Source organism: Altibacter sp., from assembly GCF_019913785.1.
Taxonomy (GTDB): Bacteria; Bacteroidota; Bacteroidia; order Flavobacteriales; family Flavobacteriaceae; genus Altibacter.
In genome coordinates this window covers 1-13,287 of record NZ_JAIOHK010000031.1, presented here as the reverse complement: position 1 = coordinate 13,287, position 13,287 = coordinate 1, and the positions used below count along the sequence as shown (strand labels likewise).

Below are 13,287 nucleotides of genomic sequence, written 5' to 3'. Positions count from 1 at the left end.
ATTAATAATCGCCAATTGTTTCAGGATTTTGAGCTAATCCAATCGCTAATTGTTCGTCGTTAGGAGCTTTGCCATGCCATGCATGTGTGTGCATCATAAAATCTACACCGTTCCCCATTATGGTATGAAGTAATACACATACCGGCTTTCCGTGACCCGATTTTGCCTTTGCCGCCTGCATACCGCTTACGATGGCCTCCAGATCATTGCCTTTTTCAATATCGAGTACTTCCCAGCCGAATGCTTCAAATTTTGCTCGTACATTTCCCAGTGGGAGCACTGTATCGGTAGACCCATCGATCTGTTGTCCGTTGAGATCAACAGTTACAATGAGGTTGTCAACCTTATTACCGGCTGCGTACATTATGGCCTCCCAGTTCTGACCTTCCTGCAATTCTCCATCACCACAGAGTGTATACACCAGATGCTTGTCATTGTTTAATTTTTTTGCTTCGGCGGCACCAATGGATACCGAAATCCCTTGTCCCAGCGAACCCGATGCGATGCGTATACCCGGCAAGCCCTCGTGCGTGGTGGGATGCCCTTGTAAACGTGAATTCAGCAATCTGAAGGTGTTTAATTCGTCAACAGGGAAATAACCCGAACGTGCTAAAACACTATAAAAGACAGGTGAAATATGGCCGTTCGATAAAAAGAAGATATCTTCTCCAATGCCGTCCATATGAAATCCTTCTTTTCGGTCCATAAGGACTTGAAACAAGGCAACAAAAAATTCGGTGCAGCCCAAGGAACCTCCCGGATGACCCGAATTCACTTTATGTACTTGTCTTAGAATATCTCTGCGAACTTGGATTATTAAATCGTTAAGCTTGGATGTATTTGGCATGTCGAAATGTAAATTTATGTGGCAAAAGTAAGTCAATTAAAAGGGTGGTACAAGTTGAAATTTCAGCAGTTATTAACGAATTGCGGATATTAGTTAACATGCGTTTCAATTCTAAAATCAGAATGCGGCATTCAGAATTATAAACTTATCTTTGCCCTTTCAGAAAAAGAAGTGAATGCAATTCAAGTTAGAAGGTAAAGACGTCAACAGCAGCGCCCGCGCAGGAACAATTACATTAGATCACGGGGCGGTCGAAACCCCTATTTTTATGCCAGTGGGCACCGTGGGCACGGTAAAAGGGGTACATCAACGTGAATTGACCCAAGACATCAACCCCGATATTATTTTGGGAAATACATATCACCTTTATCTCAGGCCCCAAATCGACATTCTGGAAAAGGCGGGAGGTCTCCATAAGTTCATGAATTGGGACAGGCCCTTGCTTACCGATAGTGGCGGATATCAAGTGTATTCCCTTTCAGCCAATAGAAAAATAAAGGAGGAAGGCGTTAAATTTAAGTCGCATATCGATGGCAGCTACCACGTGTTTACCCCCGAAAATGTGATGGAAATACAGCGTAGCATTGGGGCCGATATTATTATGGCATTCGACGAGTGTACACCGTATCCCTGTGACTATAACTACGCCAAACGATCTATGCATATGACACACCGTTGGTTGGATCGTTGTATCACACATTTAGAGAAAACGCCGTACAAATATGATTATTCACAATCTTTTTTTCCAATTGTACAAGGAAGTACGTATAAGGACCTTCGAAAACAGTCTGCCGAATATATTGCTTCGGTAGGAGCCGAAGGAAATGCTATTGGCGGCCTTTCGGTTGGGGAGCCGGCAGAAGAAATGTACGAAATGACCGCGGTGGTTACCGAAATACTTCCGGAGGATAAACCGCGTTATCTTATGGGTGTGGGAACCCCGATCAATATTTTGGAAAACATTGCCTTGGGAATAGATATGTTTGACTGTGTTATGCCCACCAGAAATGGCAGGAATGGAATGTTGTTTACAGCACACGGGACTATAAATATTAAAAATAAGAAATGGGAGGCAGATTTTTCTGCCTTGGATGAAATGAACATCACATGGGTAGACTCAGCCTATAGCAAAGCATACGTACGTCATCTATTTACTGTGAATGAAATGCTAGGCCGGCAGATTGCGACCATCCACAACCTAGGGTTTTACTTGTGGTTGGTTCGTGAAGCCAGAAAACATATCTTAGCAGGAGACTTTGCCTCCTGGAAGAAAACCATGGTCGAACAAATGGATAAACGCCTGTAATTGTATGCTCAGTATACTCGATAGATATATTTTACGAAAGTATTTAGGGACATTTCTGCTGCTGCTTTTACTTTTTATACCTATTGGGATTACAGTGAACTTGGCCGAAAAGATCGATAAGATATTGGCAAATGAAGTTCCTTTTTTTGAAGTAGCCTTATACTATTTAGACTTTACCATCTATTTTGCCAACCTGCTGTTTCCCCTTTTTTTATTTCTATCAGTCATCTGGTTCACTTCGAAACTTGCAAATAACACCGAAGTCATTGCTTTTTTAAGTAGTGGGGTCTCCTACTATAGATTTCTTCGGCCCTATATGATAGGGGCAACCATCGTGTGCATAGGCGCCTTAATTTTGGGCATGTATCTCGCACCCATGGCTAGTAAAGGCTTTAATGAGTTTACTTTTAAATATCTGAAGAATAACAAAAAAGATAGGCAACAGAACAATGTGTACAGACAGATCAATGACAATGACTATATCTATGTAAGTTACTTTAATGTACACGAAAAGTCGGGAAATAACTTCACGCTCGAGCATTTTGAAGACAACAAAATGAGGTATAAAATCGATGCGAAGCGTATTAAATATAACGAGAAAGATAGCACGTACACCTTGTTCAACTACAACAAACGAATTATTGGAGAACACGAAGATATCCTGCAAAATGAGGCAAAACTCGACACAACCTTCAGCTTCGAATTGGAAGATCTAACTCCGGTGGAATACATTGCAGAAACCTTGAACTTTACCGAACTCAATGATTTTATTGCTCGTGAGAAGGCGAGAGGTTCTACCTATATCAACCGTTACGAAGTAGTGAGATATAAACGTTGGAGCTTACCAGTTTCGGCTTATATCTTAACTATTATTGCTGTGGCTGTTTCTTCTATGAAACGCCGTGGTGGGATGGGAGTGAATCTAGCTATCGGGATTGGAATTGGTATGGTTTTTATCTTCTTCGATAAAATCTTTGGTACTATGGCCGAACAAAGTAGTTTTTCACCTTTTGTTGCTACTTGGTTTCCAAACATTATCTTTGGTATACTAGCCATATACTTGCTTCGAAATGCGAAACGATAAGCTTTTAAATTACCTTCATTTACACTTCATAATTTTTATTTGGGGCTTTACCGCTGTTCTGGGAGCACTTATATCCATAGATGCAATTCCCCTGGTGTGGTATAGGATGCTGCTGGCGGTTGTATTTATTTATATCTATATAAGGCTGACTAAAATTAACCTGCGGTTCTCGTATAGAACGCTGGCCGGGTTTTTTCTCGCAGGCCTGATTATAGCGCTACATTGGTTGGCCTTCTTTGGAGCAATCAAGGCTTCCAATGTGTCGGTCACATTGGCTATTATGTCCACGGGGGCTTTTTTCACTTCTTTATTGGAGCCTCTACTGTATCGAAGAAAGATAATTGGGTACGAAGTGTTCTTCGGACTCCTAGTCGTCTTGGGCCTTTACATCATATTTAATGTGGAAACCGAATATGTATGGGGCATTATATTGGCATTGACTTCCTCATTTTTAGGCGCCCTGTTTTCAGTGATAAATGGAAGGTTTGCTGTAAAATATCAAGCCTCAGCTATTTCTTTATACGAATTGTTCTTCGGAATGCTATGTATTACAATATATCTGGCCCTAAGTGGTAGCTATACGTCCGAATTTTTTATCCTCTCATCAAACGATTGGATCTTTCTACTATTACTTGCATCCGTCTGTACAGCCTATGCCTTTATCGCCTCGGTACATGTCATGAAGTGGATAAGCCCTTACACTGTAATGCTTTCCATCAATATGGAACCGGTGTACGGAATTATTCTGGCGCTGCTAATCTTGGGTGAAAAGGAAAATATGAGTCTACAATTCTATTATGGTGCTGCAATTATTGTGATTACCGTAATTGTTAATGGTTTTATCAAGCTGAAGTTAGAAAGAAAAAAAAGACGATTTACCAATACCTAAAAACAAAGTTTTATCTTTGTGAGCTAGACCAAAAAAACTTTCAAAGAGATCCCTATGGAATATCTTGATTTTGAATTACCTATTAAAGAACTTCAGGAGCAATACGAAAAAGCCTGCCAGATTGGAGAAGAGAGTGATGTAGATGTATCAAACACCTGTAAGCAGATTGAAAAAAAGCTCGCCGAAACCAAAAAGGATATTTATAAGAATTTGAGTCCTTGGCAGCGCGTTCAGCTGTCTCGTCATCCCAACCGTCCCTATACCATGGACTATATCAAGGCCATCTGTGGGGATTCCTTTTTAGAGCTACACGGAGACCGAAATTTTAAGGATGATAAAGCTATGGTTGGTGGCCTCGGAAAAATTGGTGATCAAAGTTATATGTTTATTGGACAACAAAAAGGGTACAATACAAAGACACGTCAATACCGAAATTTTGGAATGGCAAATCCCGAAGGATATCGCAAAGCGCTTCGCCTTATGAAATCGGCCGAAAAATTTGGAGTTCCTGTTGTTACCCTGATCGATACTCCGGGTGCTTTTCCTGGCTTAGAAGCTGAAGAACGCGGACAAGGGGAGGCGATTGCCCGAAACATTTTGGAAATGACCCGCTTGAAAGTCCCTATTATTGTTGTAATCATTGGAGAAGGTGCCAGTGGAGGTGCCTTGGGAATAGGAGTAGGAGATCGCGTATTGATGTTAGAGAATACGTGGTATTCGGTGATTTCTCCGGAAAGTTGTTCTTCTATTCTTTGGAGAAGCTGGGAATTTAAAGAGCAAGCAGCAGAAGCGTTAAAACTTACCGCTACCGATATGAAAAAGCTGACATTAATTGATGAGATCGTTAAAGAACCCCTTGGAGGTGCACACAGTGATAGAGAAAAAACCTATATCACGGTCGCTAAAGCGATCGCTAAAGTATATGCCGAATTAAAAGACTTATCACCAAAAGATTTGGTCGATAAACGCATGGATAAATATTCGAAAATGGGTGTTTATAAATCCTAATTTCAGCAATACCAACCCTTTCAAAAATCTGAGGTGTTCGCTTCAGATTTTTTTGTACCTTATTAACAAAAATATTAAGTTGTCAACAGCTCAAATGTTAATGACCGGTGAACATCGAATTATTATTTAGTGTCGCTCCTCATAACATTTTCTTTACATTCGCCTAATGGAAAAATTGAAACCTCACACTTCATATTCTGCGCGCACTTCCCAAGTGATTTCGCTTGAAAAGGGAAAATTACCCCCGCAAGCTACTGATTTAGAAGAAGTTGTGTTAGGGGCAATGATGATTGATAAAAAAGGGGTAGATGAGGTTATCGATATTCTTCACGCCGAAGTCTTCTACAAAGAAGCCCACCAACATATTTTTGAAGCCATACATACCTTATTCGAAAATAGCGAACCGGTCGACTTATTAACTGTTTCTTCCCAATTAAAGAAGGAGCTAAAGCTCGATAGGGTTGGAGGCGAATATTACCTGGTTCAATTAACTCAAAAAGTGTCTTCTTCGGCACATATTGAATTCCACGCCCGTATCATTCTTCAAAAATACATTCAACGAAGTCTAATTAAGATTTCAAATGAAATTATTGAAGACTCCTACGATGAAACTACCGACGTTTTTGACCTGCTCGACAATGCCGAATCGAAATTATACGATATTACTCAAGGAAATATTAAGCGCTCTTCCGAAACAGCACAAAGTTTAGTAATTCAAGCCAAAAAGCGAATTGAAGAAATTGCCAATAAAGAAGGTCTTTCTGGAATTCCATCAGGATTTACCAAAGTCGATAAATTAACTTCAGGATGGCAGCCGAGTGATTTGATTATTATTGCGGCTCGTCCCGGTATGGGTAAAACGGCATTAACGCTCTCAATGGCACGTAATATTGCGGTTGAACATAATATTCCGGTGGCATTCTTCTCCTTAGAAATGTCTTCTGTACAATTAATCACGCGTTTGATTTCTTCGGAAACCGGTTTAAATTCAGAAAAGCTGCGTACCGGAAACCTAGAGAAACACGAATGGGAACAGCTCAATGTAAAAGTGAAGGGCTTGGAAAAGGCTCCGCTTTTTATTGATGATACACCCTCATTATCTATTTTCGATCTTCGAGCGAAAGCACGTAGATTGTCATCGCAACACGGAATCAAACTCATTATGATCGATTACCTCCAATTAATGACGGCGGGTAGTAGTCAGAAAGGTGGTAACCGTGAGCAAGAAATATCGACTATTTCACGAAACTTAAAAGCCTTGGCAAAGGAGTTGAATGTCCCTGTGATCGCTTTGTCGCAGTTATCCCGTGCGGTAGAAACTCGTGGTGGCAGCAAACGCCCCTTATTGTCCGACCTTCGGGAATCGGGCGCCATCGAGCAGGATGCCGATATAGTTTCGTTTATTTACCGTCCCGAATATTATAAGATTGATGAATGGGATGATGAAGAGCGAACACCTACTGCGGGTCAAGCCGAATTTATTGTTGCCAAACACCGTAATGGTGGATTGGACGAAATAAAGTTGAAATTTGTGGGCCATTTAGGAAGATTTGAAAACCTAGAAACCTTCGATTTCCCAACCGAGATCCACTCACGTATGAACGATGCAGCTAATGATGATACCTTTAAGACAAGTCATTTACCCTCTCCGGGGGAAGCCTTCGGTAGTACTATGAACGATGATTTATCATCTGCCGATGGTGATGACGATGTACCCTTCTAAAAACACAAGTTTCCGTTAAAAAAAATACAATTCAAATGTGGCTTAAAATTTGCCGTTATAGTATTCCTGCAACGGCAGGAATCTTTTTGAAATAGTTATATTTATAAAATGAATAAAATCATATTACTTGTTTTTGTCCTGTGTTTCTCTATGCAAGCCTCCGCTTCCTATATTTTAATCCCTATGGATGCCGAAGGTCAGAAAGAACATTTAAAGGCCTATGGCATCACCTATTGGACGCTAGAGCGACAGGTAAAGGTACAGTGGTTGCTAAATTATAGGGGTGGATCGTTTCTTTTACCCGATGCTGAAGATATTCGTAAGGAATGCCAAATTCGCGGAGTCTCCTTCGAAGTCCTTTCCGATGCAAAAACAGCACAAATTCTAGCTGAAATTAGTAGCCCTTCGCAAAATATGGAGGCGGTTTCATTGGAAAAAGCACCTAGAATTGCTGTGTATTCTCCAAAAGGGAATCAACCCTGGGACGATGCCGTTACCATGGTACTTACCTATGCCGAAATCCCTTATGATATAGTCTATGATGAAGAAGTAATGGAAGACCAATTATTACTATACGATTGGCTGCACTTACACCATGAAGATTTTACGGGACAATACGGAAAATTCTATCGGGCATACCGCTTTGCGCCTTGGTATATTGAAGAGAAGAAGAATGCCGAAGCACTTGCTTCAAAAATGGGCTACGCAAAAGTTTCCGAAGCAAAAAGAGATGTAGCCCTTAAAATACGGGATTATGTAATAGGCGGAGGATTTATGTTTGCGATGTGTAGTGCTACCGATAGTTTTGATATAGCCCTCGCAGCAGAAGGAGTTGATATTTGCGAACCCATGTTCGACGGTGATCCAAGTGAACCAGGCTACCAGAGTAAAATTGACTATAGTCGAACTTTTGCTTTTAAGAATTTTATTTTGGAAAGAAATCCGATGGAGTACGAATTTTCATCCATAGACATGACAACCAAGCGGCGTATTCCAAAGGAAACTGATTATTTTTCGTTGATGGATTATTCGGCCAAATGGGATCCCATTCCTTGTATGTTGGTACAAAATCACACAGCGCTCGTTAAAGGATTTATGGGGCAAACTACTTCGTATGATCGCGATCAGGTAAAATCGAACGTATTGGTCATGGGTGAAAATAAATCGAATGGGGAAGCTCGATATATCCACGGAATTAAGGGGAAGGGATTCTTTACGTTTTACGGAGGGCATGACCCCGAAGACTATCAGCACAGAGTAGGAGATGCCAAAACCGAATTGGCCTTACACCCCACTTCTCCCGGCTACCGACTTATATTAAACAATGTGTTATTCCCCGCTGCGAAGAAAAAAAAGCAAAAGACCTAATTCTTTTTTTGTAATCCTTCAAAATAATCTTTTGGAGGCAATACAGTAATTTCAACCCGCCGATTAATTTGTTTGTTTTCCGGAGTGTCATTTGGAACTCTGGGCCTACTTTCACCATAGGGTTTGATTTCATAATCATATAGCGCTTCATAACCCAACAAAGCGCGGATTCTGTCTACCACACTGTAACACCTGCTTTCCGAAAGATTTAAATTATATTCATCAGAGCCATCATCATCGGTATGACCTTCTATCAAAATAGTCGCTTTATCCACTTGTTGAATGGTCTTACTGAGCGAGTCCAACGTTTTAAAAGCCGATTCTTTCAGTTTGAATTCGGCCACATCGAAAAGCACGTCGGCATTGATGGTTAGTTTTATCACACTGTTAATAGCGCCGATAGCATCGATATCGGCTCCCGCACTCTTGCTTTTACATACCTCTTTCAGGTCGGTCACACGTAAATAATAATATACAACTTCAGCAGGAACATTTGCATCGCTCAGGTCGATGCTTGATTTTCCACCGGATATCTTTCCGCCGTATATCCATTCGATTCCGTCTTGTGATATTTCTACTTTGGCCGCTTCGCGCGATGGTCCTACTTCAAAAATATAAATATCTTTACCGGGAAGGTTCATAAAACCATTATCGGTAAAACCAACCGTAACGGTTCCGCCACAACCCAAGGACAAAAAGTCGGGGTTTTTATAATAGGTATAATTAGGTTCATGTAGGCATTGCTGACTATCGGTATATTTTTCCAACGGACCTGGATCACCTAAGCGAAATTGAATAATGGTATCGGCAAAGGATATTTTACCCAAGGGAAGGTATATGGATTCGTACCGATCGATGCGATACATCTTTCCTGTTCCTTTTTGGGCCAGTAGCGGACTTCCAAGGAGAAACACAAAACAAGCTATATAAACGATGGTAGGTTTCATCGTAAAGATTTTAACTAAGATACACAAACTTTGTCGTATAGTATCGTTGTACCAATGTCTTGACTGGTGTGCATAAAAAAAACCCGCTCGATTTGAGCGGGTTTTTAAGCGAAATAATTTGTTAGTATTATCTTATTTTACTTTGTTTACGATAGCTTCAAAAGCTTCCGGGTGGTTCATGGCTAAATCGGCAAGGACCTTACGGTTCAATTCGATATCATTAGCCTTTAGTTTCCCCATAAACTGAGAATAAGACATTCCATGCTGGCGTGCACCCGCATTGATACGGGTAATCCATAAGGATCTAAAGTTTCTCTTTTTTGTGCGACGGTCTCTGTACGAATACGACATTGCTTTTTCCACTGCGTTCTTAGCAACGGTCCATACATTTTTACGTCTTCCAAAGTAACCTTTGGCCTGCTTCATCACCTTTTTTCTTCTGGCTCTTGAAGCAACTGAATTTACTGATCTTGGCATAATTTACTTGTTTTTTGTAGCAGGCGGTCTTTCAACACTTTTAAAATCTCAGGCTACTTTCGTAGTTATTTAAAGATTTTGCCATACTCCAGGGTTATTAATTTGTTTTAACCGGTTAAACCCTTACTTCAATCGAAGCATTTGTTTAACATTACTCTCATCGGCTGCATGTACCAAAGTATCATGAGTCAATGCAAGCTTACGTTTTTTAGACTTCTTTGTTAAGATGTGACTTTTAAACGCATGCTTTCTTTTGATTTTACCCGTTCCCGTTAGCTTAAAACGCTTCTTGGCACTGGATTTTGTTTTTTGTTTCGGCATGTTTCCTACTTTTTATTTATTACTTCGCTTTCTTATTATCTTTCTCTTCAACACATATTGCTCTAGCTTGCTGAGCGTAGTCGAAGCATTATTTTTTCTTAGGTGCGATGAACATAATCATTCGCTTTCCTTCTAATTTTGGCATTTGTTCTACCTTTCCGTAGTCTTCCAATTCCTGAGCTAATTTTAACAATAAAATTTCGCCCTGGTCTTTATAAATTATAGAACGCCCTTTAAAGAAAACGTATGCCTTTAATTTGGCACCATCTTTCAAAAATTTCTCGGCGTGTTTCTTTTTAAATTCATAGTCGTGATCATCGGTATTAGGACCAAACCTAATTTCCTTTATGATCACCTTGGTCGCTTTAGATTTCATCGCCTTTTCGCGCTTCTTTTGCTCGTAGACGAATTTTTTATAATCCATAACCTTACAAACCGGAGGGTTCGCATTGGGAGAGATTTCTACAAGATCCAGTTCTTGCTCATCGGCGATTTCTAATGCTCTTTTAAGAGGATATACTCCAATTTCTACATTATCTCCAACAAGACGTACTTCTTCTGCACGTATCTTTCTATTAATATTGTGCTGATCTTCTTTAATCACCCTCGCAGGGCCTCGACTTCTTTTTCTTCGTATTGCTATGGCTAAAAATATTTAATTAAACGTTGAACTCTATAGTGTTCTTTTTTATTTCTTCTTTTATCATTTCCGAAAAGGCCTCCACCGTCATACTACCCAAATCTCCTTCACTGTGCTTCCTTACCGAAACCGTTCCGTCTTTTTCTTCCTGTTCTCCTACAATCAACATATACGGTAGTTTGTTCATTTCTGCCTCCCGTATTTTCTTCCCAATAGTCTCGTTTCTATTGTCTACAAGGGCGCGAATTTCGTCATTTTCAAGCAAATCTAAAACTTTTTGAGCGTATTTTTCATATTTTTCACTCAATGACAAGATAGCTACCTGTTCGGGCATTAACCATAAGGGGAAATTACCACCGGTATGTTCCAGTAAAATGGCAATAAAGCGTTCCATACTTCCGAAGGGTGCCCGATGAATCATAATAGGACGGTGCATCTCGTTATCACTACCTTTATATTCCAGTTCAAAACGCTCAGGAAGGTTATAATCCACCTGTATGGTACCCAGTTGCCAGCTTCTACCCAGTGCATCCTTTACCATGAAGTCCAATTTTGGACCGTAAAATGCTGCTTCACCCGGAACTATGGTATAATTCAAGCCTTTGGCGTTGGCTGCATTAATAATGGCATTTTCGGCCTTTTCCCAATTGTCAAGACTGCCAATATATTTTTCCGGTTTCTCGGGATCTCTCAAAGAGACCTGCGCTGTAAAGTTTTCAAATCCTAAGGATCCAAAAACATATAAAACCAGATCGATCACGTTCATAAACTCTTGATCCAATTGCTCCGGCGTACAAAACAAATGCGCATCGTCCTGCGTAAAGCCACGTACTCGGGTTAGCCCATGTAATTCGCCACTTTGTTCGTATCGATAAACAGTGCCAAATTCGGCAAATCGTTTCGGCAAATCTTTATACGACCATGGTTTACTCTTGTATATCTCACAGTGGTGCGGACAATTCATGGGTTTTAACATGAACTCTTCACCTTCGTTCGGAGTTTTTATAGTCTGAAAACTGTCCTCCCCATACTTGGCAAAATGTCCCGAGGTAACATATAATTCCTTCTGACCAATATGCGGTGAAACGACCATTTCGTAACCCGCTTTCTTTTGCGCTTTTTTCAGAAAAGACTCAAGTCGCTCCCGTAAAGCAGCTCCTTTAGGTAGCCATAATGGCAATCCCTGTCCTACTTTTGCAGAGAAGGTAAACAATTCTAACTCTTTCCCCAACTTTCTGTGGTCTCTTTTTTTGGCTTCTTCTAATAATTCCAGGTATTCGGTCAAGTCTTTTTGCTTCGGAAAACTAATCCCATAAATACGCGTAAGCTGTTTGTTGTTTTCATCACCACGCCAGTAGGCTCCGGCAATACTCATTAGTTTAACTGCCTTGACGATACCGGTATGCGGAATGTGTCCACCCCGGCAGAGATCGGTAAAAGTAGCGTGATCACAAAAGGTGATAGTGCCATCTTCCAGATTCTCAATAAGCTCAACCTTGTATTCGTTTCCTTGCTTTTTATAGTACTCAAGTGCTTCGGCTTTGGTTGCCTCCCGCATGGAAAATTCGAATTTCCCTCGGGCAATTTCCAGCATCTTTTTTTCAATGGCTGGCAGGTCTTTTTCAGAAATCATTTCAGCACCAAAATCTACATCGTAATAAAAGCCATTTTCTATAGCCGGGCCAATGGTTAATTTGATACCCGGGAATAATTCCTCCAATGCCTGTGCCAAGATATGTGCAGAAGAATGCCAGAACGCCTTTTTACCCTCATCGTTATTCCAGGTATACAACACCAGACTGCCATCGGTTGTTAATGGCGTTGAAGTTTCCACCGTTTCCGAATTATACGAAGCCGAAATCACGTTTCTTGCGAAGCCTTCACTAATGCTTTTTGCCACATCCATAGGTGTGACTCCGGCATCAAATTGCTTTACACTTCCATCTGGTAAGCTAATCGAGATCATAGATTATTTTTTAGAACTGCCATTTCCGGCAAGCAGGTGCAAAGATACTACGACTTTCTGCGTTTTACAATATGGAAGGCGGGGATTATATTTCTTTTTTGAATAGGGGCGCTCCCTCCAATGCTGCAGTAACATTCATCAAGTTTATTGGTATTTTGGACGGCAGCACTGGACGGCGGGCTTTCGCTTCTCGCTTCCCAATTTAGCATTGGGAGAGCTCATACAAAATGCGCTCAATCCCTAGCGCAAAAAAATAGTATATATATAAAGGTATAATAGATGACAGCATTATTTTTATTGTTAAGTATGAGCATTTCAAAGACTTAGTATAATGAAGGAAAATAACTTCAAAAAAAGAATTGATTTAGCTTGTGGAAGTGGAAAACCAGCGTATCTTTGCAGCCGCTTTGGAGGACAAATAAGGTTTTGAAAAAGCAGTAAATAAAACGATCTGAAATTTTTCTTGAAATAATTTTTAAAAACTATTGCAGGTTAAAAAAAGGTTGTATATTTGCACCCGCTAAAACGATGAGTGACTATAAAACATGATTCGTGAAGGTGAGAAAAGAATACGAAATAAGTTCATTGGAATATTGAAATTGACAGCGTATGGATTACAAATGGAAACGTTTGTGATCTATATTGAAACTAAACTAAGATAAGAATTCTTGAGATTTTTTTGAGGTAGAGCTTTTCGGTTAATCGTATATA

At 40.3% G+C, this 13,287-nt stretch carries 12 protein-coding genes; 6 read left to right on the top strand and 6 right to left on the bottom strand.

Going from position 1 to position 13,287, the window contains the following annotated elements; genetic code table 11:
• Position 1 precedes the first annotated feature (1 nt).
• Complete coding sequence (locus K8F54_RS04395; protein WP_290787578.1) at positions 2 to 847, bottom strand: transketolase; 846 nt, start codon at positions 845 to 847, stop codon at positions 2 to 4.
• A gap of 175 nt (positions 848 to 1,022) precedes the next feature.
• On the opposite strand from K8F54_RS04395, the gene tgt reads away from it, so the two are divergent.
• The 6 genes from tgt (at position 1,023) to K8F54_RS04365 (ending at position 8,225) form a co-directional block, all read left to right on the top strand.
• Positions 1,023 to 2,153, top strand: a complete 1,131-nt coding sequence (tgt, locus tag K8F54_RS04390; protein ID WP_290787575.1) for a tRNA guanosine(34) transglycosylase Tgt — start codon at positions 1,023 to 1,025, stop codon at positions 2,151 to 2,153.
• 4 nt (positions 2,154 to 2,157) lie between these two features.
• Positions 2,158 to 3,237, top strand: a complete 1,080-nt coding sequence (locus K8F54_RS04385) for an LptF/LptG family permease (protein WP_290787574.1) — start codon at positions 2,158 to 2,160, stop codon at positions 3,235 to 3,237.
• Entirely contained in the window at positions 3,224 to 4,126 is a 903-nt protein-coding gene (locus K8F54_RS04380; protein WP_290787572.1) for a DMT family transporter, read from the top strand. Before K8F54_RS04385 ends, K8F54_RS04380 begins: the two co-directional genes overlap by 14 nt.
• Positions 4,127 to 4,180: 54 nt before the next feature.
• Positions 4,181 to 5,134 carry an acetyl-CoA carboxylase carboxyltransferase subunit alpha gene (locus tag K8F54_RS04375; RefSeq protein ID WP_290787570.1) on the top strand — a complete coding sequence of 318 codons (954 nt, stop codon included), beginning with the start codon at positions 4,181 to 4,183 and terminating at the stop codon, positions 5,132 to 5,134.
• Positions 5,135 to 5,300: 166 nt separating this feature from the next.
• On the top strand, positions 5,301 to 6,857 hold the full coding sequence (gene dnaB, locus K8F54_RS04370) for a replicative DNA helicase (protein WP_290787568.1): 1,557 nt from the start codon (positions 5,301 to 5,303) through the stop codon (positions 6,855 to 6,857).
• 108 nt (positions 6,858 to 6,965) lie between these two features.
• Positions 6,966 to 8,225, top strand: a complete 1,260-nt coding sequence (locus tag K8F54_RS04365; RefSeq protein ID WP_290787565.1) for an asparagine synthetase B — start codon at positions 6,966 to 6,968, stop codon at positions 8,223 to 8,225.
• Here K8F54_RS04365 and K8F54_RS04360 read toward each other — a convergent pair.
• The 5 genes from K8F54_RS04360 to thrS all read right to left on the bottom strand — a co-directional run bounded on the left by K8F54_RS04360 (position 8,222) and on the right by thrS (position 12,576).
• Positions 8,222 to 9,172 carry an OmpA family protein gene (locus K8F54_RS04360; protein ID WP_290787562.1) on the bottom strand — a complete coding sequence of 317 codons (951 nt, stop codon included), beginning with the start codon at positions 9,170 to 9,172 and terminating at the stop codon, positions 8,222 to 8,224. The genes K8F54_RS04365 and K8F54_RS04360 overlap by 4 nt on opposite strands.
• Positions 9,173 to 9,304: 132 nt before the next feature.
• Positions 9,305 to 9,649, bottom strand: coding sequence for a 50S ribosomal protein L20 (rplT, locus tag K8F54_RS04355; RefSeq protein ID WP_290787559.1), 345 nt, complete (start codon positions 9,647 to 9,649; stop codon positions 9,305 to 9,307).
• 123 nt (positions 9,650 to 9,772) lie between these two features.
• Positions 9,773 to 9,970: a 50S ribosomal protein L35 gene (rpmI, locus tag K8F54_RS04350; RefSeq protein WP_290787556.1), complete on the bottom strand. Its 198-nt coding sequence runs from the start codon at positions 9,968 to 9,970 to the stop codon at positions 9,773 to 9,775.
• Between the two features lie 88 nt (positions 9,971 to 10,058).
• Positions 10,059 to 10,574, bottom strand: coding sequence for a translation initiation factor IF-3 (gene infC, locus K8F54_RS04345; RefSeq protein WP_290787553.1), 516 nt, complete (start codon positions 10,572 to 10,574; stop codon positions 10,059 to 10,061).
• Between the two features lie 55 nt (positions 10,575 to 10,629).
• Positions 10,630 to 12,576, bottom strand: coding sequence for a threonine--tRNA ligase (gene thrS, locus K8F54_RS04340; RefSeq protein WP_290787550.1), 1,947 nt, complete (start codon positions 12,574 to 12,576; stop codon positions 10,630 to 10,632).
• Between the last annotated feature and the right edge of the window lie 711 nt (positions 12,577 to 13,287).